Below are 21,824 nucleotides of genomic sequence, written 5' to 3'. Positions count from 1 at the left end.
ATACGATGCCGGCCGTTGAGGTACGGGACGTATGACAGACCGGACGAAGGCGACCGAGCCTATTCCGCTCCAGCGACGGGGAACGATCGATTACATGCGGATGGCCGGAAAGCGAAGCGACGTTTACGGACTCGTGGAGTTCGACGTAACCGAGGCCAGACGACGCATTCGCGACCGGGAGGAGAACACGGGAGAGTCGCCGTCGTTCACGGCGTTCCTGGCGTACTGTCTGGCTCGGGCCCTCAACGATCACCCGCACGTCCAGGCGTACTCCGACTGGCGGGGTCGGCTCGTCCGGTTCGACGAGGTGGACGTGAACGTCCTGATCGAACGGGAGATCGACGGTAGCCGGATCGCCGTCCCGCACGTGGTCAGAGCGGCGAACCAACGGTCGTTCCGGTCGATCCACGAGGAGATTCGAACTGCCCAGACGGACCCCGACGAGGGCAGACAGACGGGAGTGACCTCGTTGGCCCTCCGGCTCCCCGGACCCCTTCGGCGGCAGTTGTGGCGGTTGCCGCAGTTGTTTCCCCGGCGCTGGAAACGGCTGGCGGGCACCGTGGCCATCACCTCCGTCGGCATGTTCGGTACGGGCGGCGGCTGGGCGCTCAGCCCAACGAACTACACGCTTCAACTGACGGTCGGTGGGATCGATCGCAAGCCGGGGCTCGTCGACGGTGACATCGAGCCAAGAGAGTTCCTCAGTCTCACGGTGACGTTCGATCACGACATCGTCGACGGCGCCCCCGCCGCGCGGTTCGTCCAGCGGCTGCGAGAACTCGTCGAAGGGGCACACGGGCTGGAGTGAACGGCAGTGAGTGCGTCTCTCGGCCTCGGCTCGTTCGATAGTCTGCCCGTCGACGGACGGATCCTCCCGGTCCTCCTCGTGCCTGCCGATTCAAGTCTTCGGTAGCGTTTACTCCAGAAAGTATCAACGGTTGGGTAGCTTATGTACTGCCGGCTCGTTGCCCGGTTGCAGCATGGACGAATACACGCTCGAGGTTCCGGATGCGACATCCTCACCCGCCCTAAAGGGCGGGGCTTCCTACAAGGGAAGCCTCAAGTCGGAGGTTTCAGGACTCGAAGGCCGCAAGCGTCGTCTGTCGGGATTGCCGACTCGGCGTGCGGTGTCCTGTGGCCGTGTCACAACGGCACCCATTCCGTGGCGAGTCATTGCGTTCCGGTTTCCAAGGAACGCTCTCTCCCCATGGATCGACGCGACCGGCGATATTCGCAGCCGCGTTGATATCTGCCTGAAACGTCGAAACGTGACACTCCGCGTTCGTACACGTGAACTCGGCTTGCGATCCACGACGGCCGATGTGACCACAAGCGTGGCACGTCTGAGACGTGTAGCGCGGGTTCACAAACTCGACCGGAATACCGGCTTCGAGCGCCTTGTCCTCAATCCGGCCAGTGAGCCGAGCAAATGCCCACGCGTGAAGTCGTCGGTTCATGTACTTGCCGTAGTCCACGTTCTCACGGATGTACGTCAGGTCCTCGAATACGATTACCGGGTCGTCGAAGGACCTAGCGTACTCGACGGCTTCTCGAGACGCCTTCTCGACGATGTCCGTCAGGGCGTTCTGGTAGTGGCCGAAGCGTTCATCTACGCGCCACTCGGCGGCGTCACGCTCTTGCAGACGCTTCAGCGTTGTGTACATCTCCTTACGAAGTGCTCGCGCACGACCGCCGTCGTAGATGTACGGTTGGATCGGGGTGTCGTTCTGACAGGCACAGCCCGTCAGCAGTTTGGATTCGCCGATATCGAAACCAATTCGAGTCGGCTCGTCCGGGATCTCTGGGTCGGCGACCTCGTACTCGACGGTGATGTGCAGCACCCAGTTCGTGCGGTGTTCTTGGAGTCGGAACTCGCCGACCGAGACGTCCTCGTTGAGCAGGTCGAACCACAGCGATTCCTGTTCGGGATTGATCCGAAGTGGAATCCAGAAGGCGTTGCCATGTCCTACTTGCGGGACGCGCCAGCAGAACTCGTGCGTTCGCTCGCCCGAGTGGTCAATCCGAAAGCCTCGGTTCGTGAATCGAACCGGGTGGTCATCAGCCAACTCGGAAGCATTGTACGTATCTCGGAGCTTCGGGACGTAGTTCTTGAGCGCGTCTTTCGCGTAGGACGTGAGCGTGTACGGCGTGACGACATCGTTGACCGCCGTCTGCGTGTCCGCGCCACTCTCGAAGGCGTCCGAGAGGGCGCGTCGGTAGGTCGCCACAGTACGCTCGAGCCGTTGCTCTTTACCCGTTGTAGGCGGGGCAAGCGTGGCTTCGAGCGTTTTGGTGGCAGTTACCGTCACAACTACGAGTACGATAGCGTAATAGTTAAAACTAACGAAAAACTAACCATGTATATAGATGCCCAACTTGAACATCGAAGTAGATCAAGAAGAGTACGATCGTCTAAGCGAGATCAAAGACGCACACGGTCTCACCTGGAAAGGGGTGTTGCTCCAAGGTGCAAAGTCGTTGGACACCGAGGGGCCGTTGTAGGGCAAGTCGAGACACGAACGAACACGATTCCTCTCCGTGCTAAGGCACGGGGTTTCTTCGCTACCGCAAGGCGATGACCGTCTCGCTTCGATCCGCACTCGAGGGAGCGACCAATCACCTCTCGATCGAAATCGATCGGACGACCGCCGTCGTGACGGCGATGCTCGGTCTCGATGCGGTCTGGTGGCTCCTGCTGTACGGCGGCTCCGTCCCGATGCCGGGGATGCGGTGGCTGATGGCGGCCGAAATCCCGATGGCCGCGCCCGGCGCGATGGAGCGTGCCGTCTTCCACGTCGGGACGCTCGAGGCGATCGCCGGGTACACCGTCATGTGGGGCGTGATGATGTGGGCGATGATGCAACCGGCGATGACGCGGTTCACTCGCGAGTACACCGCCGCGTATCGGGGATCGGCCGTCGGCGCGGCGCGGGCGCTGGCGGCCTTCCTCGGGGGCTACTGCGTCGTCTGGGCGGCCTCGGCCTGCGTGCCGCTCCTGTACAACGCGGTTCTCCCGGGCGGAATCTACGGGCTCACTCGCGAGTACACGCCCTTCGTCATCGGGGGCGTTCTCGTTCTCACCGGGATTTACCAGGTCTCGCGGTTCAAGCGGTCGCGCCTGCGGACGTGCTGTGCGTCCGTCGGCTCGCATTCGGACGATGCAGTGGACGCGGTTCGGGCAGGAGCACACCACGGTGTTCAGTGCATCCTCACCTGCTTCGGCGTCTTCTTCCTCGCGATGATCTTCTTCGGTGAGATGAACCTCGTCTGGATGGTCGCGCTGACGGCCGTCGTGACGGTCGAGCGGCTTCCGACCTGGGGCGAGGAACTGGCGGTCGGCACCGGCGTCCTCTCGCTCGTCGCGGGCCTCCTCGTACTCTTGCTCCGACCGGACCTCCCGCTCGCGTTCGCGCTCTGAGACTGCCGTCGGCGTCGCCCCTTCGGCGGGGGCGTTTTCCGTTCGACGCCCGTATCGGCTGCTATCGATGAGCGAGCGAACGCGACTCACGACCGTCGAGACGGTCCACGAGAGTCGGTCGTGGCTGTTTACCTAAAAATCAGGCGCTAATGCCCCGTCCTCAATAAGCAACGTAGGGAGCGAAGCGACCGAGTAGCGCAGTAGGGCGGGGATACAGCGCCGTCATCGTCACACATACACTCCACAACGACAGGCCCACAGGCCAACCAGAACGTTTATGAGTCCCGACAATGTATCTACATCGTACATGGGGCAGTTCACAATCAACGGCCACGAAGTCGTGGATGGCGACGTGAAAGCCACCGGTAACGGCGCTCACGTCTACGTCCCGAAACGCTGGCGTGGCGCGGACGTGAAAGTCGTCCGCACATCCGACCCGAACGACGAATAGATGAACTACAACTACAGGTATCGGCTGAACCCGACCGACGACTTCCGCGAGCGGTTAGCGTGGACTGTCGATACCTGTAGGCAGGTCTACAACCATTTCCTCCACCGTCTCAATAGACACGACGATACCTCGTCGTACTCCGAGCAGAAGCGCCTACCGGACCTAAAAGACTGGTGGAGTGGCCTGCGAGACGTTCACTCGAAGGTACTTCAGAAAGTCGTCCAGCGGTTGTACGACAACCTCTCGACGCTCAACGGCCGGAAGCAGAACGGCTACAACGTCGGGGAGTTAAAGTGGAAAGCACCGAGAGAGTACCAGTCGTTCACCTACAGTCAGTCCGGCTTCACACTCAAAAACACGAGTGGTCGGACGCGACTGTGGCTCTCGAAGATTGGTGACATCCCCATCACGTTCCACCGCGACCTGCCCGACGACGCCACCATCAAGACCGTCACGGTCAAACGCGAACCCACCGGCACGTGGTACGCCATCCTCGGCGTCGAAACCTCTGACGACCCACCCGAGAAGCCCGACGAGGTGACTGACGCAGTTGGTATCGACGTGGGAATCCTGAAATACGTCCACGACAGCGACGGGACCGCCGTCGAGTCGCCGGACCTTTCCGACGAACGCGAGCGGTTGGAACGCGCTCAACGCAACCTCTCGCGGAAAGAACACGGTTCGAACAACTGGGAGGAAAACCGCAAGACGGTCGCTCGACGCCACGCCGACCTGAAGCGCAAGCGACGTGATTTCTTGCACAAACTCTCGGCGTACTACGCCCGCGAGTACGACCTTGTAGCGGTCGAGGACTTGGACACGAAGGGGCTGGTCGAACTACCGGGCAACTCTCGGAACCGAGCCGGTGCCTCGTGGGGGACGTTCCTCCGAATGCTCGAATACAAGTGCGAGCGGGAAGGAACGCACTTCGTCGCCGTGGACCCCCGAGGCACGACCAAAGAGTGTGCGTCGTGCGGAACCGAGACGGACAAGCCGTTGTGGGTACGCGAGCATTCGTGTCCGTCGTGTGGGTTCGAGGCGGACAGAGACGCGAATGCGTCGTGGAACATCCTTTCTCGCGGTCTTGAACAAGTAGGGACGGGCTGTCCCGAATCACCGCCTGTGGAGACTGCGCTCCCTCCGGACACCGATTCGGTGTCTGCAAAGCGCGTCGTGGAAGCAGGAAGCCCCACCCTCAAGAAGCGAACCGCGTCAGCGGTGAACGAGTAGGGTGGGGAGGAAGTCACGATCGAAGACGAGCACGGAGAGGAAGACGAGGTCATCCTCGTGCCGTGCGACGACGGCGTCGAAGCCTGGATCAACCGGTGTACGCACGAGGCTCAGCGGCTCGATACGGGCCGCGGCGCGGCGATGCGCGACGGGCAGATAATCTGTCCGAAACACGGCTCGATGTTCGACTCCTGTTCGGGCCACTGCGACAACGGCGAGGCGGCCGACACCACACTGCCCGCCGTCGACGTGACCGTCGACGACGGCGTCGTCTATCTCACCGACGGCGACGTGAGCTTCGCCCACGAGGGCGGATCGACGACGAGGACGATGACGACGGCCCCGCGTCGACCTCCCATATCGGCTTCTGACTGTAGAGCGACGATCGAACCGAGATTCGCGTCTCGAAACAGCGACCTACGGCTCCTCGTGTCGGCGCTCGGGGTGTTCGTCCTGTCGCTCGAGGAGCCGTCGGGCCTCCTGCGTCCGCCTGTGCTGTGGGGAGGTGATCGCTTCGCCGGTGCCCTCGATACGCTCCTCGGCGTCCTCGACGGCGATCCGTTCGCGGAGCCAGGCAATGATCCGTCGGACCATAGTGAGACTACATTTCTAGATGACATAAATGTGCGGCAGGGCGAGCGGTCGCAGGCGGATCGCCGCGTCGGGACGGTTTCACCTCGGCTCCGGCTCGCTCACGTGGCAGAGAACCGGAAATCGATTCGAACGGCGTCCGACGGCGTTACTCGACGGTGGAACGCGGCGGCCGGTCTCGAAAGCATATTCCGGATGCTCCCGCTACGACTCGCTATGCTCACGTTCATCGGTCTCGGCCTCTACGACGAGCGGTCGATCACCGTCGAGGGCCGCGACGCCCTCCGGGCGGCCGACCGCGTCTACGCCGAGTTCTACACCAGCCGGCTGATCGGGACGACGATCGAAGACCTCGAGTCCGCCCACGAGATCGAGATCGACGTCCGCGATCGGGCGGGCGTCGAACAACACCCCGAAGAGATGCTCGAGGCGGCCGAACGCGAGGACGTGGCCTTTCTGACGGCGGGCGACACGATGATTTCGACGACCCACGTCGACCTCCGGTTGCGGGCTCACGACCGCGGGATCGAGACGCGGGTGATCCACGGCGTCACGGCCCAGACGGCGACCAGTTCGCTAACTGGGCTGCAGAACTACCGGTTCGGGAAGGCGACGACGCTCCCGTTTCCCTACGCCCACGGGGCCGACGGTCTCCCCGCGAGCGTGACCGAGACGATCGATGCGAATCGGGCCGACGGGCTGCACACGGTCGTCTACCTCGATATAAAAGCCGAACGCGAGGAGTACATGACCGCCGACACCGGCGCCGACCTCCTCGCCGAGGAGTACCCCGATCTGGTCGGCGTCGTCGTCGCCCGCGCGGGCAGCCCCGACCCGCTCGTCGAGGCCGGGACGATGACCGACCTCGCGGACCGGACGTTCGGCGACCCGCTGCACCTGCTCGTCGTTCCGGGGGAGTGTCACCTGCTCGAGGCCGACGCGCTGGTCGAGCTGGCCGGGGCGGATCGCGACGCCCTCGAAATCGCCTGATAGGGGGACCGTCGGACGAGGCCGGCGCCCTCTCGAGCGGATCCGACCGCCGGGGGATTTACGGTCGGGGCGAGAAAGGGTAGCGCATGAGCGGCCCGGAGGGCACGGACGAGTCGGCCCGCGACGTCTCGGCGACGGCCGACGCGTCGGGCGAGTTCGATCGGGAGACGATCGAACTGGCTCGCGAGGAGCTTCGGACGACGTTCGACTATCAGATCGAACGGATCCGCGAGATCGACGCCAAGGCGATCGAGATCCTGAAGGCGAACCTCCTGTTGATCGGGGTCGTCTTGACATCCTCCCGCGCCTAAAGGGCGCGAGAATCCTCACATTGGGGACTCGGCTCATGCCGAACCACCACGCGAGCGACTTTCTCCTATGCGTGGATACTCCGGTTCGTGCGCGCTTCTTTGGAACTTTCGCGAGAGTGTGGTAGCTCCGACCAGTGGTGGTCGTCCCACTCGAATCGCACGGGCCGTGCCATCGGCCGTGGTACGTCTGTTTCGTGCCGCCTCAGGAACGCCTCCGACGCCGTGAGGTCTGCGTGACCCTCGAAGCCGCAGGTGCACGTGAGCGTGTCGCGGTGGCGAGTCGTGTCCTCCGTCGAACCACAGTTCGGACACGTCTGTGAGGTCCATGCTTCCGTTCGCACTTCGACGGAGATACCGAACTCCTCGGCGGTATACGCCAGCCGGTCGATGAACGCGCGGAACGACCAGAAGTTGTGTGTCTTGGCGTTCACTCGCACCGACCAGTGCGTCTCCAGTACGTTGGTGAGGTCGCCGACGTACACCGTTGAGACACCCTCCTCGTATAGCCGTTCTACGAGATCGCGGGCGAGTGCGTCCATGGCGTGGTCGCGTCGACGCGTCTGTCGGCGGTACAGCCGCCGTATCCGGTTCGACGAGTATCTGCCCTCGCGGAGTTTTGACTGTAGCCGGGCGATCTCTCGCGTTGTTTCGCGGAAGCGTTCGAAGAGGCCGCGACCTTCATACAGGTACTGCTCGCCGGTAGTGGTCGTACAGGCGACGATGTTGTTCACACCGATATCCAGAGCGGCGGTTTCGTCCGCCAGTGGTGAATCCAGTCGAGAATTGTCGACATTGACTGGCTGAAAGGCCCTGAATTGGTCCGAAGGCTCGTCGTAGTACAGTTCCAATCGGCCCTGCTTGCCGTTCCACTCCGGGTCGCCCGCAACTTCGAGGCGTAGACGCTCGGTGTAGCCAAGGCCGTACTTCTCTTTGAGTTCTTTCCCGACGGGAATCTCGAGACGTGAGCAGTCGCCGAGTTTCAGTGTATACTGGTCGTTGCGAACGTAGGTCCGCAGCGTACGACCGTCGTCCTCCTTGCCCCAGTAGCCGGGTGGGGAGCACCTCTCGCCGTCTTGTTTGAGCGAGAAGAACGATTTCCACGCGCTCTTGCTCTTCCGAATGAGCTGTTGGGCGGTGGCACTGCCGAGAACACCGACATACTGTTTGCGGTAGTCGGCGGTGTCCCAAACGCTTTCGCCGTCGAAGTACTGCTGGCGCCGTTCGTAGGTAAGCTCGTTCCAGAGGCTGGCAGAAGCGTCCAACAGTTCGTGCAGTAGCTCCCGATCCTGTTCGGATTGGGGGCGAACGACGAACTTGTTGGCCCGCTTCATCATTATATTCTACAACCATGACATACATAAGTGTATGTATTTTGTAGGTGGGTATGGGACGGACCCTGCACATTAAGGTTGACGATGAACAGTACGAGTGGCTCTCTAACGTGAAAGAGAAGCGCGGCCTCACGTGGCGAGGGATGCTTATCCACGCCGCCGAGGACTTGGAGACCGAAGACGGCCTGTAGTCGGTGACTGTTCGGTAGTGCCTACCGCTCGACCCCCTGCCTTCAGACGGGGGCATACGCTTTATTTTCTGTCACCGGCGGCTCGATCGTGGTCCAAGTCGACTTCCCGGTCGCGCCGTTCGTCAACCTCTTTACGGTCGCCGGCGGGTTCCTCCTGCTGGTATCGACGGGACTCGCCGGCGTGACGTACACGGCGTCGAACCTCAGGGGCGGCATCGACGGCGACGCGGTCGAGGCCGCGCTCGCGACGGCGCGGGCCGAACCGGCCGCCGACGGCGACCGGTTCGAGGTGCGACTGCTCAGAAGCTACGGGCGGTGGATCGAGTACAACGCCCGGGTGACGGCCGTCAACGATATGTTCGCGACGATCACCGTCCTCATGGTGATCGCGGCGTTCGTCTACGTCGTCGCCGGGATCGCGGTCGGCGCGCTCGGCCCGTCGACGCTCGTCTCGGTCGGCGCCTTCGTCGCGCTCACCGCCGCGCTGCTGTGGCTCGGGGCGTTCGCGTACTACATGGATCACCTCGGCGCGAACGACGAGCGCTGGGAGGGGACGTTCGACGGCGTCAGGATCTCGAAGGGCGTAACTCGAGAGCGGGGGCTGTCGACGCTGCGATCGATGCGCAGCGAGGGCGCGACCGACGAACGGGAGGAAGAAGCCGCCGCCGAGCGGCCGCCGAAGCCCTGAGAACGCCGCGACCTCAGCCGCGCAGGACGGCCTGGAGCCGCTCCATGAAGTCGCTGGGGACCTCGATGTGAGGCGCGTGCCCCGTCTTGCCGAAGACGACCTCCTCGTACTCGCCGCCGCGGTCGGCGTAGGTCTCGCAGACGGCGCGGGTCTGATCGACCATCGGCTGGGGCGGGAAGACGTCCTCGCCGGGCCAGCCGGGTAGTTCTCCCATTCGGCCGAGCGTGCCGACGTCGAACAGGGACGCGTTCGAGACGATCTGGTCCGAATCGCCGCGGATCCACGTGATCGGCGGCTTCTCGTCGGGGTCGATGTCGGTGATCGCCTCGAGGTCGCAGTACTTCGGCGAGGTGACATCCTCCCAGCCGTGAACGGCGGGGCTTCCCCTACAAGGGGAAGCCAATCTGGCAGGTTTCAGTCCGAGTAGGCCGCGAGCGTCATCTGCGAGGATTTCTCGCTCGTCTCGCGGTGGACTGTGGCGCTGTCACTGGCGCTCCCGTTCCGAGGTGAGTCATCGTGTTCCGGTTCCCAAGGAACGCTCTCTCCCCACGGATCTACGCGACCGGCGATGTTCGCCGCCGCGTTGATATCTGCTTGGAACTCTGTTACGTGGCAGTCGTCGTGCGGACAGACGAACTCAGCTTGTTCGTCTCGTCGCCCGAGGCGGTTGCAGGCGTGGCAGATTTGCGACGTGTACGCCGCGTTGACGTACTCAACTCGAATCCGGGCCTCGGACGCCTTGTCCTCGATACGGCCCTGGAGTCGAGCGAACGCCCACGCGTGGAGACGCCGGTTCATGAACTTGCCGTAGTCGAGTCGTTCGCGGATGTACGACAAGTCCTCGAGCACGATTACCGGGTCCTCGAAGGACTTAGCGTACTCGACGGCACACCGAGATACCTTCTCGATGATATCCGTGAGCGCGTTCTGGTAGTGGTCGAATCGCTCGTCGATCCGCCACTCGGCGGCGTCGCGCTCTTGCAGGCGTTTCAGAGTCGTGAACATTTCCTTGCGGAGGTGTCGGGCACGACTGCCACTTTCTATCATCGGCTCCCGTGGTACGTCGCGTTTGAGGGCACAGCCCGTAATCAACGCGCTCTCACCGACGTCGAAACCGATGTACGTTGGATCGTCCGATTCAGTCGGTTCGTCGACGGAGAACTCAACGGTGACGTGCAACTCCCACGACGTTCGGTGACGCTGAAGACGAAGCTCGCCCGCTTTCGCGTCGTCGTTGAGCAAGTCGAACCACAGAGATTCCTGTTCCGGATTGATCTGAAGCGGAATCCAGAAGTTCGTCCCACGGCCGGGTTGTGGAGCCTGCCAGACAAAGCCGTATTCACGCTCATCAGAGTAGTCGAACTTCGCAGCCCGGTTGACGAGTCGAAGTGGATGCTCGTCGTCGAGCTCGCGGGCATTGTACGTGTCCCGAAGCTTTGGGACGTAGGACTTGAGCGCGTCTTTGGCCTGATACGGCAGGTCATAGGGCGTCACGATATCGTTGACAGCGGACATCGTGTTTGCCCCAGCGTCGAAAGCGTCGTGGAGTGCAGTTCGGTAGGTGTCCAAGAGGTTCCGTAGGCGTTGCTCTTTGCCCGTAGTGGGCGTGGCGAGCGTAGCCTGCAGCGTTTTCGTCACCGTATCGGACGCAAACTTAGATATATCTTAGACGAGATTAAGTATATCGGAGTGTAAGAATGACTTGTGCCAAACATCAATTTCGAAGTAGACGACGACCAGTACGAACAATTGAAAGAGACAAAGAAGCGCCAAGGTCTGACCTGGAAGGGAATGATGCTCTACGCGCAAGAACAGTTGGATTCCGAGAGAGGAGAATGATCGGCGGACAGCGTAGTCGAGTGACGCGATTCCCCACCCGGCCTAAAGGCCGGGGTTCCCTCGCTGTTTAAAGATGGCCCCCGGTACCACGGCCCCGGTGATAACTCTCGGGTCGCCGGATCGACTGCTGAGGCCCGCTCAGTCGTTCGCAGGGACGCCGTCCGGGGACCGTAGTCCGGAGCGGCGACGGAGCGTCCCGCCGATGAGGGCGGCGACCGCTGCGAAGGCGGCGACGACGACGAACAGCGTCGTCGGCGTCGACCGCGTCAGGACGAGCCCGGCCAGCGCCGATCCGATCGCGCCGACGCCGAAGATCGCCGTGTAGGAGTAGCCAAAGGAGAGTCCCCTCGCGTCGGCCGGGGTGTACGCCGAGATCGCTTCCTGATTGATCGGCGCGATCGTGAAGGCGAGAAACCCGAGCAGCCCGGCGACGACCAGCAGCGGTCCGAGCCCCGCGTTCGCCGCCGGCACGAACGCGAGCGCGATCGCCGAAAGCGCCGCGTAGCCGCCGAGCAGGGCGGTCTCGACTCGGACGCGGTCGGCGATGATCCCTCCGACGTACTGGCCGAGCCCGCCGATGAGCAGCAACCCGGAGTAGACGTACTGGCTCGGCTCGAACGACCGCCCGGCCAGCGCCACCGCCTCGAACAGGGGGAGTCCCGCCAGGATATCGGGCAAGAACGTGAACGTCGCCCGGTAGTACAGCCCGTAGAGGACCCCGGTCGCGAACACCAGCGCGAACCCGCCGGTGAAGAGCAGTTTCGAACTGGCGACGAACGTCGCGAGGCTATCGGGCTGGTCCCTGCCGGCTTCGTCGCCCGTCTCGCGGGCGTCGGCCCCGGCTGTCTCGTCGAACTCGAGGCGCGCGCCGACGACCGCGGCCGCGACGACCGGGACGACGAGCAGGGCGGCGACGGTCCGCCAGCCGACGAACGCGAGCAAGACCGCGGCGAGCAGCGGGCCGGTCGCGACGCCGACGTTGCCCGCCGCGCCGTGGTACGCGAAGGCGGCGCCTCGCTCTTTCGCGCCGCGGCTGAGCAGGGCCAGTCCGGCCGGATGGTAGAGGCTCGCCGCCGCGCCCCACAGCAACAGCCCGACCGCGAGCACCGCGAGCGTCGGCGCGACGCTCACCAGCGCGAACGAGCCGGCCATCCCGAGCAGGCAGGCCAGCACGAGCCGCTTCGAACCGATCCGATCGGCGAGCAGCCCGCTCGGTAGCGCGCCGATCCCGATCAGGGCGTAGCTCGCGCCGACGACGGTCCCCAGAACCGCCGGCGTCGCCGAGAACGCCTCGAGCCAGCTGACGACGAAGATCGGGATCACCAGCTCGTAGGTGTGGAAGGTCGCGTGGCCCAGCATGGCGAACGCGGTCACGGCCCTGTCGTTTCGATCCATTCGAAAACGGTGGTCAGTCTCGGTCTGCGAGCCGTTACAGCCGGTCGATGATCGCCTCGGTCACGTCCTCGGTCGAGGCGTCCCCGCCCAGATCGGGCGTGCGCGGCCCCTCGGCGAGCGTGGCCTCGACGGCCTCGTGAACGGCGTCTGCCTGTTCGTCGTAGCCGAGGTACTCGAGCAGCATGGCCGCCGAGATGATCGTCGCGGCCGGGTTCGCGACGCCCTCGCCGGCGATGTCGGGCGCGGTGCCGTGGACCGGCTCGAACAGCGCGCGGTCGGGGCCGATGTTGGCCGAGGGGAGCAGGCCGAGCCCGCCGACGAGGCCGGCGGCCAGATCCGAGAGCACGTCGCCCGCGAGGTTCGGGCAGACGACGACGTCGAACTGCTCGGGATCGAGACAGACGCGCGTCGCGAAGGCGTCCATCAGCACCTCGTCCGTCTCGACGCCCGCGTCGTCGGCGACCGCCTTGACGGTGTCCCGGAAGAGGCCGTCCGTCTCGCGCATGACGTTGGCCTTGTGGACGATCGAGAAGCCGTCGTGCTCGTCGCCGGCGACGTAGTCGCAGGCGAACTCGGCGAGGCGTTCGGAGGCCGATTCCGTCACGACGCGGGTCAGGGTCGACACGTCGTCGGTCAGCCGGTCTTCGTGGCCCGCGTAGACGCCCTCCGTGTTCTCTCGGAGGAAGACTAGGTCCGTCTCGGGTCGCACCGCGTCGATCCCCGGATACGCCTTCGCGGGGCGGACGTTGACGAACGAGTCGACCGCCTCCCGGAGCGGCAGGATGACGTCTGCGGCCGAGTCACCGGCCGCGCCGAACAGCGTCGCGTCGGCCGACGCCGCGAGGTCGTACGTCTCCTGTGGGAGCGCTTCGCCGGTCTCCGCTTCGACCGCGTCGCCGGCGTCCGCTTCGACGAACTCGAAGTCGATATCCAGCGACTCGAGGACCTCGACGGCGGCCGGTGTCACTTCCTGTCCGATCCCGTCGCCCGGGATGACGGCGATTTCGTGAGTCATGCCCGAACATCGACGGGGGGCCGAAAAGAGCGTATCGATACCGGTAGCGGGAGCGGCCGACGACATCGGTTGCGCCTCGCGGTCGCGAGCGTTGATAGTCGAAACCGGTCACGCGCTCGGTCAGAAAGTAGGCCTCTTCGCGCCAATCTTTATACCTCGTTGCAGATAATAGGACAGTGTCCGACGAGATGAAACACCAAACACGAGTTTGTCTGCGTCTCCAACCCGGAGACGATACGAAGATATTCAGATTTCGTGCTGCGGACGACCTGTTACGACTGCTCGTTGACGCCCACGAATCGGAATTCACGATAGCAGAGCTCGCCAGCGAAACGGACCACAGTCGATCGACTGTCTGGCGAGCGATCGACCTGCTCGAAGAACTCGATGTCGTCGAGATACGTGAGACGACACAACGGAAGTACGTCGCCATCGATCCGAACCATCTCGAGAAAGACGATCCTGTTCTCGCTATCGAGCAGACGGAATACCACGAACCTGTTCGAGCATTCGTCCGGCGAGTCGAGGATGCAGCCGAGGAAGCCGACGAGATTGATCGGCTGCTTGGGTTACTCATCTTTGGGAGCGTCGCTCGCGGTGAGGCCGACCGGAAGAGCGACATCGATGTGTTCGTCCTCGTCGACGGCGACCGAACCGTCGCTCGCCGTATCGTCTCTCACATCGCGACCGAACTTGGAGAGGAGCGCTTCGATGGCGATCGGTACACGTTCGAACCGTTCGTCGAAACCGTCGAGAGTGCACAGCGCGCGGGTGAAAAACTCCGAGAAGTATTTCGGGAAGGGATCACCGTCCGAGGCGGTGAGGAGTTCCATCGAGTCAGAAAAGAAGTGATGAGTGATGAGTAGTACTCGAATCGAGACGCTGATAGATGAGGTGCAGGCCGCGTTCGACCGTCGACCGGACGAGATCGAAACCGGGTTGGAGACGAACGAAGCGGACCTCCTTCAGCTCCGGAAGTCATGTCGACTACTCGCCGGAGCAGCGGCGCTTCTCGAACAAGGATACTACACGCTCGTGATCGAGGCATCGTTCGTCGCCATCGAACGGGTCATCGAATTCAAACTACTCGAGGGCGGTGTCGAACCGAGGGATTTGCCGGGAACGCATCCCGGCGTGTACGCGGACGCAACCAGACGCGGTATTCTCTCGGAACACGTCGCCGAAAATCTGCAGGACCTGTGGCGAAACCATCGAGCGAAGACGTACTACCAGGACGGGCTCGCCGCGAGAGAACGCGCGCAACTGTTGTTCGAACTCGCGTCGGAGACGCACGAGTACGTGGTCAACCAATCGTCGAAGCGTCACGAGTGCCGTTGCGGATGAGCGACGACGGGGTCTGTCGCCGCTCAGGGACTGCCGACGCCGCTCGAGACCCCGACCGCGTCGGCGATCGCGCGGCGCTTGAGCAGGACGAAGCCGACGGCGACCAGCGCGAACCCGCCGACCGTCAGCGCGCCGATCGACTCGTCGAGCAGGACTACGCCGGCGACTGTCGCGACGATCGGCACCAGGTAGCCGATCAGCGCCGCCTCGAACGCACCGTGGCGCTCGAGGATCCCGAAGTAGATCATGAACGCGACCGCGGTCGCGAAGACGCCGAGATAGAGCAGGGCGGCCAGCGACAGCGGGTCGAACACGGCCGCACCGAGTCCCTCGCCGAACCCGGCGCTGACCGTGTGCAAGACGAGGCCGCCGACGAGCATCGACCAGCCGACCAGCGGCAGCTGCTCGAGGGTCGGATCGGCCCGCTGTATCAGGACCCCTCCCAGCGAGACGCTGCAGACCTGGCCGACGATGAGCAGCCGCGCGGCGGTGTCGCCGGCCAGCAGGTTCCCCGGATCGGGCTGGACGATGAGGCCGACGCCCAGAAAGCCGATCGCGGCGCCGACAGCACCGAGCCCCGAGAGGCGCTCGCCCAGCAGCGGGATCGCCCAGAGCGCGGTGATGATCGGTACGAGTCCCTGCAGGATCGCGGCGACGCCGCTCGGGACCGTCTGCTGGCCGAGAAAGAGCAGGCCGTTACCGGCGATCAGGAAGACGCCGCCGCCGGCGATGGCCGCTAGATCCTTCCGCGCCGTCGGTCGCCACCGCTCGACCCGGACGACGGCCGCGCCCAGCAACAGGACCGCGGCGATGTCGTAGCGGGCGGCCGCGAAGAGCAGCGGCGGCAGCGACTCGAGACCGACCGAGATCGCGGGAAAGGAAAATCCCCAGAGAACGGCGAGCACCACGAAAAGCGGTGCGTCGAAGGACCGAGACATAGGACAGGATACCGGCCTGGCGCCGAAGTATCTCGCGATGTCGGTACGGACCTGCCGGTTCCGGCGTGATACCATGGACCATGACGCGGCTCGAGTCGGTACGCCTCGCTCGAGCGGCTGGAGAAACGAGCGCGACGAACAGTCGAAACCGAGCCGCGAAATGGGCGTCGGAACGCGCTACTCGGCTTCGGGAATCGCGCTTTCCTCGACGTACGGCAGCTCTCGAGCTCTCTCTCGGACCGCGCCGGCGTTGGACTTCATCAGCGCCGTCGTGTCCCAGACGCCCTCGACCAGAGCCTTGCGCTGGGCCTCGTCGACGGTGACGTCGATCGTCCGCCCACCGTAGGTGACTTCCTCGGCCTCGACGTCGATCTCGATCTCGCCGTCGGGGTTCGCGTCGACCCAGTCCTGCAGTTCCCCGATCGTCTCGCTGTCGGCCGTGACGGTCGGGATGCCGAGGGCCAGACAGTTGCCCGCGAAGATCTCGGCGAAGCTCTCGCCGATGATCGCGTCGATCCCCCAGCGCATCAGCGCCTGCGGGGCGTGTTCGCGCGAGGAGCCACAGCCGAAGTTCGAGTTGACGACCATCACCGACGAGTCCTGATAGCGGTCCTCGTTGAACGGGTGCTCCTTCTGGTTGTCGTCGTCGTCGAAGCGCAGGTCGAAGAACGCGAACTCGCCCAGGCCGTCGAAGGTGACGACCTTCATGAACCGCGCGGGGATGATCTGGTCCGTGTCGATGTCGTTGCCGCGGATCGGGACGCCCGAGCCGGCGACGTAGTTGACCTCGGGAATCTCGACTTCGTCGCTCATGCGAGGTTCACCTCCTTCAGGTCGCGTACGTCAGAGACCTCGCCGTTGATCGCCGCCGCGGCGACCATCTGCGGGCTCATCAGGACGGTCCGGCCGTCCTTGCTGCCCTGTCGGCCGACGAAGTTCCGGTTCGAGGAGGAGGCACAGGCCTCGTCGCCCTCGAGCTGGTCTTCGTTCATGCCGAGACACATCGAGCAGCCGGCGTTGCGCCACTCGAAGCCGGCCTCCTCGAAGGTATCTTTGAGCCCCTCCTCCTCGGCGGCCGTCTGGACGCGCTGGCTGCCGGGGACGACCATCGCGCGCACGTCGTCGTCCACCTCGCGGCCCTCGACGATCCGGGCGGCGCGTCGCAGGTCCGGCAGGCGGGCGTTCGTACAGGAGCCGAGGAAGGCGACGTCGATGTCGTAGCCCTCCATCGTCTCGCCGGGCTCGACGCGCATGTGCTCCTGGGCGCGCCGGGCCGTGTCCTGCTTGTCTTCGGGTAAATCCTCGGGTGCCGGGATCGGCTGGGTGACGCCGACGCCCTGCCCGGGCGTGGTGCCCCAGGTGACCACCGGCTCGAGTTCGTTCGCATCGATCCGGACGATATCGTCGTACTCGGCGTCCGCGTCGGAGCGGATCGACTCCCAGTAGGGTTTGAGTTCGTCGAACTTCTCGGGGTTCTCCTGGAAGTAGTCGGTCCCCTCGAGCCACTCGTAGGTGGTCTCGTCGGGGTTGACGTAGCCCGCGCGGGCGCCGCCCTCGATGGACATGTTACAGATGGACATCCGGCCTTCCATCCCCAGCGACTCGATGGCCTCGCCGGCGTACTCGTAGACGTAGCCGACGCCGCCCTCGGTGCCGAGCCGGCGGATGATCTCGAGGATGATGTCCTTCGCTTCGACGCCCTCGCCGAGTTCGCCGTCGACCTGAATCTTGCGGACCTTCTGTTTCTCCATGGCGACGGTGCCCGTCGCGAGCACGTCGCGGATCTGGGAGGTCCCGATGCCGAAGGCCAGCGCGCCGAACGCGCCGTGAGTCGAGGTGTGGCTGTCGCCACAGACGATCGTCTTTCCGGGCTGGGTCAGCCCTTGCTCCGGCCCGATGACGTGGACGATCCCCTGATCGCCCGTCGTCGGGTCCGAGAAGTCGATGCCGGCCTCGCGGACGTTCTCCTCGAGTTCGGACATCATCTCCTCGGCCGCGTCCTCGGCGTAGGGCCGAGACTGGTCGGCCGTCGGGACGATGTGATCGACCGTCGCGTGGGTCAGCTCCGGGAAGGCGACCTCGAGGTCGCGCTCGCGGAGCATCCCGAACGCCTGCGGACTCGTGACCTCGTGGATGAGGTGGAGGCCGACGAACAGCTGATCCTGTCCCGTCGGCAGCGTCGTTACCTTGTGGCGATCCCAGACCTTGTCGTACAGCGTGCCCTCGCTCATTCCTCGTCCTCTACGGGTGTTCGGCCGCGCTCGAAGACGCGGTTCGCGCCCTCGGCGTCCTGTGGCGGCGTGTGATCCACGTCCGCCATCGTGTCGGTCGGTTCGTCGTCTGTGCGCCCGTTCGAATCGGTTGCGGTCCGTTCGCTACGGTCCGTCCCCCCGTCGGCTGCGACGGTCGGGCCGCGATCGAACAGCCGGCCAGCCGTCTCCCCGGTGTGGGGGTTCGTGTGGCTGACGTCGGCCATCGTGTCTGTCGGATTGTCTTCGCTCATTGGTGGTTCGGTCTCAGTCGTCCGCCTGCACCTGGACGGACTCGTCTTCGTTCTCGCTCGCTTCGTCCTCGGCCCACGCGAACAGGTCGCGCAGTCGCGCGCCGACCTGCTCGATCTCGTGGTTCTTCTCGGCCTCCCGGAGCTGGTTGTAGCTCGGGCGGCCGGCCTGGTTCTCGAGGATCCACTCGCGGGTGAACTCGCCGTTTTGAATCTCCTCGAGCGTCTCCTCCATGTTCTCGCGAACCGTCTCGTCGACGATGCGGTCGCCCCGCGAGAGGCCGCCGTACTCGGCCGTGTCGGAGACGGAGTCCCACATCTCGGCGTGGCCGCCTTCGTACATCAGGTCGACGATCAGCTTGAGCTCGTTGAGACACTCGAAGTAGGCGATCTCCGGCGAGTAGCCCGCGTCGACGAGCGTCTCGTAGCCGTGTTTGACCAGCGAGGTGACGCCGCCACAGAGGACGGCCTGCTCGCCGAAGAGGTCGGACTCGACCTCCTCCTGGAACGTCGTCTCGATGACGCCCGCGCGGGTACAGCCGATCCCCTTCGCGTACGCCAGCGCGCGTTCTTCCGCGTCGCCCGTCGCGTCCTGGTAGACCGCGAGCAGGCCGGGGGTCCCCTCGTCGTTCTCGTAGTTGCGGCGGACGAGGTGGCCCGGGCTCTTGGGGGCAACCATCGTCACGTCGACGCCCTCTGGGGGCTCGATCTGGTTGTAGTGGATGTTCAGCCCGTGGGCAAACTGCAGCGTATCGCCGGCCTCGAGGTTCGGCTCGATGGCGTTCTCGTAGACGTCAGCCTGCACGGTGTCGGGCACGAGCACGGAGACGTAGGAGGCCTGCGCGACCGCGTCGGCGGGCGTCTCGACGGTCAGTCCGTCGGCCTCGGCGGCGTCCCGCGAGGAAGAACTCTCGCGGAGGCCGACGACCACGTCGACGCCGCTGTCCGAAAGGTTCAGCGCGTGGGCGTGGCCCTGGCTGCCGTAACCGAGTACGGCCACGGTCTCGTCGTCGAGCGTCGATACGTCAGCGTCGTCGTCGTAGTAGATGTCGGTGGTGAATTCGTCAGTCATCGTTAGCTGTCTGCGTGTATGTCTCCTGATTCGCCCCGTCGGCGGGCTGTGCGGCTTCGGGCGCGGCCGTCTGGTCGGTGCCGCGGGCCAGCGCCGTCGTCCCGGTCCGTGAAATCTCTCGAATGCCGAACTGACTGAAGGTGTCGATCGCGGCCTCGATCTTCTGGCGCGCACCCGTCACCTCGATCGTCGCCGTCTCCGGACTCGAGTCGACGGTCTCGCCGTCGTACATGTCCGCGACGGCGGCGACCTCGGCGGGCCGGTCGGCGTTGACCTTGATCAGGGCCAGTTCCCGGCGCATCGCGTCTGGCTCGAGTTCGCGCACGGAGATGACCGGCACGAGTTTGCGCAGCTGTTTCTCGACCTGGTCGATACCGGGATCGGGCTCCTCGACGACGATCGTGATCCGCGCGAGGTCCTCGTCCTCGGTCGGGCCGACCGTCAGGCTCTCGATGTTGAACTGCCGCCGGGAGAACAGCCCGGAGACGTCCGAGAGGACGCCGGGCTCGTGTTCGACCAGCGCCGAGATGACGGTACGTCGTGGCTCGTAGGTCGCCTCGACCTCGGGGTCGATGCGGATACCCTGTTTGTTGCGTCGACCCCGCGGGGTCGGGCGCTCCTCTGGACTCGGACCTTCTAATCCACGTTTCATAGCTGGTCCTCCGTCAGCGCGAACTGGCCGTTGTCGCCGCCGCTCGGCACCATCGGGTAGACGTTGGCGTCGGGGTCGATGTGGACGTCGATCACCGACGGGCCGTCGTAGGCGATCGCTTCCTCGATCGTCTCCGCGACGTCGTCGTAGTCGTCGATCCGGAAGCCGGCGGCGCCGAAGGCCTCGGCGAGCTTGTCGAACTCGGGCATCCAGTGGTAGTCCGAGGCAGAGTGACGGCCCTCGAAGAAGGCGTCCTGCCACTGCCGGACCATGCCGATGTACTCGTTGTTGAGTACGGCGACCGTGATGTCTAAGTTCTCCCGGACGGCGACCGACAGCCCCTGTAGCGTCATCAGGAACGAGCCGTCGCCGTCGATGCAGACGACCTCCTGATCGTCGTCGGCCGCGAGTCGTGCGCCGATCGCCGACGGGAGTCCGTACCCCATCGCGCCGAGGCCGTGACTCGAGACCCAGGTTCGGGGCTCGGTGTAGGTCCAGTACTGACAGGCCCACATCTGGTGTTGGCCGACGCCGGTCGTGACGATCGCGCGGTCGCTCGTGGCCTCGTCTAACGCCTCGACGACGAACTCCGGCTGGACCGGCTCGTCCTCGGGGGCCTCGTAGGCCATCGAGTAGTCGGACTTCCACTGCTGGCACTGGGCGCGCCACTTCTTGGCCTCCGGCGAGGCGTCGACGGCGTCGGCCAGCTGTTCGACGACGGTCTCGGCGTCGCCGACCAGCGGGTAGTCAGCGTGGATGTTCTTCGAGATTTCGGCGGGATCGATGTCGACGTGGATGACCTCCGCGTCGGGCGCGAAGGTCTCGATGCCGCCGGTCAGGCGGTCGTCGAACCGGGTGCCGATCCCGATCAGCGTGTCGCAGTGGGTGATCGCCATGTTGGCGTAGCCCGTGCCGTGCATCCCGGCCATCTCGAGGGACAGCTCGTGGTCCTCGGGGAACGCGCCGATACCGGGCATCGTGGTGATGACCGGAATCTCGTGTTCGATGGCGAACTCGCGGCAGGCCTCGCTGGCCTCGCCTTTGATGACGCCGCCGCCCAGCAGCATCACGGGTTTGTTCGAGGTCTCGATCCGCTCGGCCGCGGCGTCGACGATCTCGGGGTCGGCCCGTTCCTGCACGCGGTAGGTGTCGGGCACTTTCGGGGCGTCTGGCTCGCGGTCGGTCTCGCCCTTGGTGACGTCCTTGGGGAGGTCGACCAGGGTCGGCCCCGGTCGGCCTTCGCGGGCGAGCGCGAACGCCTCGCTGACGTCGCTGCCGACGCGGTCCGAGTCGCTCGAGAAGGTGTTGTCCTTCGTGATCGGCGTCGTGACGCCGGTGGTGTCTGTCTCCTGGAAGGCGTCGTTGCCGACGAACTCCGTCGGGACCTGCCCGGTCAGCGCGACCATCGGATCCGAGTCCATGTCGGCGTCCGCGATGCCGGTGACGAGGTTGGTCGCGCCGGGGCCAGAGGTCGCCAGACAGACGCCCGGTTCGCCCGAGACGATGCCGTAGGCGTCGGCCGCGTGGGCCGCGCCCTGCTCGTGGGCCATCGTCACGTGGTAGATGTCCGAGTCGTAGAGGGCGTCGTAGACGGGCATGATCGCCCCGCCTTGCACGCCGAAGGCGTACTCGACGCCCGCGTTCTCTAACGCGCGGACGACGGCCTCGGCGCCCGAGGTGACGGGTTCGGTCGTCGTCTCGGCGTCGGCGTCGGTCGTCGACTCGCTCTCGGTGGCCGCGTCGGGCGCGGCGCTGTCGGTGATCTGGTCGTCGTCCTGTTCCTCTTCCGGTGTGACCTTTGCTGCGCGTTCGCTCATCGATTGCCTCCCGCCGGTGTGCGGCGATCGGGTGGTGTAGGGTGGTGTGTC

Annotated in this window: 21 protein-coding genes and 4 pseudogenes; 11 read left to right on the top strand and 14 right to left on the bottom strand. The window is 64.7% G+C overall.

Annotation, left to right across the window (positions count from 1 at the left end):
- Window positions 1-31: 31 nt before the first annotated feature.
- Window positions 32-808: a 2-oxo acid dehydrogenase subunit E2 gene (locus NKH51_RS10115; RefSeq protein ID WP_254761566.1), complete on the top strand. Its 777-nt coding sequence runs from the start codon at window positions 32-34 to the stop codon at window positions 806-808.
- A 265-nt stretch (window positions 809-1,073) separates the two neighbouring features.
- Here the strand turns inward: NKH51_RS10115 and NKH51_RS10110 are convergent, their stop codons facing one another.
- Window positions 1,074-2,309 (bottom strand): transposase, encoded by a 1,236-nt coding sequence (locus NKH51_RS10110; RefSeq protein ID WP_254761565.1) that lies wholly within the window; start codon window positions 2,307-2,309, stop codon window positions 1,074-1,076.
- Between the two features lie 266 nt (window positions 2,310-2,575).
- On the opposite strand from NKH51_RS10110, the gene NKH51_RS10105 reads away from it, so the two are divergent.
- From NKH51_RS10105 to NKH51_RS18860, 4 genes and pseudogenes are all read left to right on the top strand, one after another.
- Window positions 2,576-3,418 carry a DUF2182 domain-containing protein gene (locus tag NKH51_RS10105; RefSeq protein ID WP_254761564.1) on the top strand — a complete coding sequence of 281 codons (843 nt, stop codon included), beginning with the start codon at window positions 2,576-2,578 and terminating at the stop codon, window positions 3,416-3,418.
- A gap of 307 nt (window positions 3,419-3,725) precedes the next feature.
- Complete coding sequence (locus tag NKH51_RS10100; protein ID WP_254761563.1) at window positions 3,726-3,869, top strand: DUF2080 family transposase-associated protein; 144 nt, start codon at window positions 3,726-3,728, stop codon at window positions 3,867-3,869.
- On the top strand, window positions 3,870-5,099 hold the full coding sequence (locus NKH51_RS10095; RefSeq protein WP_254761562.1) for an RNA-guided endonuclease InsQ/TnpB family protein: 1,230 nt from the start codon (window positions 3,870-3,872) through the stop codon (window positions 5,097-5,099). It abuts the gene before it with no gap.
- Between the two features lie 57 nt (window positions 5,100-5,156).
- Window positions 5,157-5,270, top strand: a pseudogene (locus tag NKH51_RS18860) (Rieske (2Fe-2S) protein); the annotation flags it as partial.
- A 246-nt stretch (window positions 5,271-5,516) separates the two neighbouring features.
- Here the strand turns inward: NKH51_RS18860 and NKH51_RS10085 are convergent.
- Window positions 5,517-5,693: a hypothetical protein gene (locus NKH51_RS10085; protein ID WP_254761561.1), complete on the bottom strand. Its 177-nt coding sequence runs from the start codon at window positions 5,691-5,693 to the stop codon at window positions 5,517-5,519.
- 213 nt (window positions 5,694-5,906) lie between these two features.
- On the opposite strand from NKH51_RS10085, the gene dph5 reads away from it, so the two are divergent.
- Together dph5 and NKH51_RS10075 are read left to right on the top strand one after the other, a co-directional pair.
- A complete protein-coding gene (gene dph5, locus NKH51_RS10080) occupies window positions 5,907-6,680 on the top strand; it encodes a diphthine synthase (RefSeq protein WP_254761560.1) in 774 nt (257 codons plus the stop codon).
- Between the two features lie 86 nt (window positions 6,681-6,766).
- Window positions 6,767-6,976 (top strand): annotated as a pseudogene (locus NKH51_RS10075) (hypothetical protein); the annotation flags it as partial.
- Between the two features lie 80 nt (window positions 6,977-7,056).
- Here the strand turns inward: NKH51_RS10075 and NKH51_RS10070 are convergent.
- Window positions 7,057-8,322, bottom strand: coding sequence for an RNA-guided endonuclease InsQ/TnpB family protein (locus NKH51_RS10070; RefSeq protein WP_254761558.1), 1,266 nt, complete (start codon window positions 8,320-8,322; stop codon window positions 7,057-7,059).
- A gap of 53 nt (window positions 8,323-8,375) precedes the next feature.
- Between NKH51_RS10070 and NKH51_RS10065 the strand changes: the two genes are divergently transcribed.
- Window positions 8,376-8,513: a hypothetical protein gene (locus tag NKH51_RS10065; protein ID WP_254761557.1), complete on the top strand. Its 138-nt coding sequence runs from the start codon at window positions 8,376-8,378 to the stop codon at window positions 8,511-8,513.
- A gap of 70 nt (window positions 8,514-8,583) precedes the next feature.
- Window positions 8,584-9,201: pseudogene (locus tag NKH51_RS10060) on the top strand (hypothetical protein); the annotation flags it as partial.
- 13 nt (window positions 9,202-9,214) lie between these two features.
- Here NKH51_RS10060 and NKH51_RS10055 read toward each other — a convergent pair.
- From NKH51_RS10055 to leuB, 4 genes and pseudogenes are all read right to left on the bottom strand, one after another.
- Window positions 9,215-9,553: pseudogene (locus NKH51_RS10055) on the bottom strand (alpha/beta hydrolase); the annotation flags it as partial.
- Between the two features lie 62 nt (window positions 9,554-9,615).
- Window positions 9,616-10,839 (bottom strand): transposase, encoded by a 1,224-nt coding sequence (locus NKH51_RS10050; RefSeq protein WP_254761555.1) that lies wholly within the window; start codon window positions 10,837-10,839, stop codon window positions 9,616-9,618.
- Window positions 10,840-11,178: 339 nt separating this feature from the next.
- Window positions 11,179-12,435, bottom strand: coding sequence for an MFS transporter (locus NKH51_RS10045; RefSeq protein ID WP_254761554.1), 1,257 nt, complete (start codon window positions 12,433-12,435; stop codon window positions 11,179-11,181).
- Between the two features lie 34 nt (window positions 12,436-12,469).
- Complete coding sequence (gene leuB, locus NKH51_RS10040; RefSeq protein ID WP_254761553.1) at window positions 12,470-13,450, bottom strand: 3-isopropylmalate dehydrogenase; 981 nt, start codon at window positions 13,448-13,450, stop codon at window positions 12,470-12,472.
- 176 nt (window positions 13,451-13,626) lie between these two features.
- Here leuB and NKH51_RS10035 point away from each other — a divergent pair, with 176 nt between their 5' ends.
- Together NKH51_RS10035 and NKH51_RS10030 are read left to right on the top strand one after the other, a co-directional pair.
- Window positions 13,627-14,316: a nucleotidyltransferase domain-containing protein gene (locus NKH51_RS10035; protein ID WP_425606666.1), complete on the top strand. Its 690-nt coding sequence runs from the start codon at window positions 13,627-13,629 to the stop codon at window positions 14,314-14,316.
- Window positions 14,309-14,794 (top strand): DUF8154 family protein, encoded by a 486-nt coding sequence (locus NKH51_RS10030; RefSeq protein ID WP_254761551.1) that lies wholly within the window; start codon window positions 14,309-14,311, stop codon window positions 14,792-14,794. Before NKH51_RS10035 ends, NKH51_RS10030 begins: the two co-directional genes overlap by 8 nt.
- A gap of 23 nt (window positions 14,795-14,817) precedes the next feature.
- Here the strand turns inward: NKH51_RS10030 and NKH51_RS10025 are convergent, their stop codons facing one another.
- From NKH51_RS10025 to ilvB, 7 genes are all read right to left on the bottom strand, one after another.
- Entirely contained in the window at window positions 14,818-15,732 is a 915-nt protein-coding gene (locus tag NKH51_RS10025) for a DMT family transporter (RefSeq protein WP_254761550.1), read from the bottom strand.
- Window positions 15,733-15,909: 177 nt separating this feature from the next.
- Window positions 15,910-16,545 carry a 3-isopropylmalate dehydratase small subunit gene (gene leuD, locus NKH51_RS10020; RefSeq protein WP_254761549.1) on the bottom strand — a complete coding sequence of 212 codons (636 nt, stop codon included), beginning with the start codon at window positions 16,543-16,545 and terminating at the stop codon, window positions 15,910-15,912.
- Complete coding sequence (gene leuC, locus NKH51_RS10015) at window positions 16,542-17,963, bottom strand: 3-isopropylmalate dehydratase large subunit (RefSeq protein ID WP_254761548.1); 1,422 nt, start codon at window positions 17,961-17,963, stop codon at window positions 16,542-16,544. Before leuC ends, leuD begins: the two co-directional genes overlap by 4 nt.
- On the bottom strand, window positions 17,960-18,235 hold the full coding sequence (locus NKH51_RS10010; protein ID WP_254761547.1) for a DUF7989 family protein: 276 nt from the start codon (window positions 18,233-18,235) through the stop codon (window positions 17,960-17,962). The genes leuC and NKH51_RS10010 overlap by 4 nt, the downstream gene beginning before the upstream one ends.
- 13 nt (window positions 18,236-18,248) lie before the next feature.
- Window positions 18,249-19,304: a ketol-acid reductoisomerase gene (gene ilvC / locus NKH51_RS10005; protein ID WP_254761546.1), complete on the bottom strand. Its 1,056-nt coding sequence runs from the start codon at window positions 19,302-19,304 to the stop codon at window positions 18,249-18,251.
- On the bottom strand, window positions 19,297-19,956 hold the full coding sequence (gene ilvN, locus NKH51_RS10000; RefSeq protein ID WP_254761545.1) for an acetolactate synthase small subunit: 660 nt from the start codon (window positions 19,954-19,956) through the stop codon (window positions 19,297-19,299). Before ilvN ends, ilvC begins: the two co-directional genes overlap by 8 nt.
- A complete protein-coding gene (gene ilvB / locus NKH51_RS09995; RefSeq protein WP_254761544.1) occupies window positions 19,953-21,773 on the bottom strand; it encodes a biosynthetic-type acetolactate synthase large subunit in 1,821 nt (606 codons plus the stop codon). Before ilvB ends, ilvN begins: the two co-directional genes overlap by 4 nt.
- Window positions 21,774-21,824 lie beyond the last annotated feature (51 nt).

This window comes from Natrinema marinum (assembly GCF_024296685.1).
GTDB lineage: Archaea > Halobacteriota > Halobacteria > Halobacteriales > Natrialbaceae > Natrinema > Natrinema marinum.
Note: the sequence above shows the minus strand (reverse complement) of the source record. Positions and strands in the feature narration are given on the sequence as shown.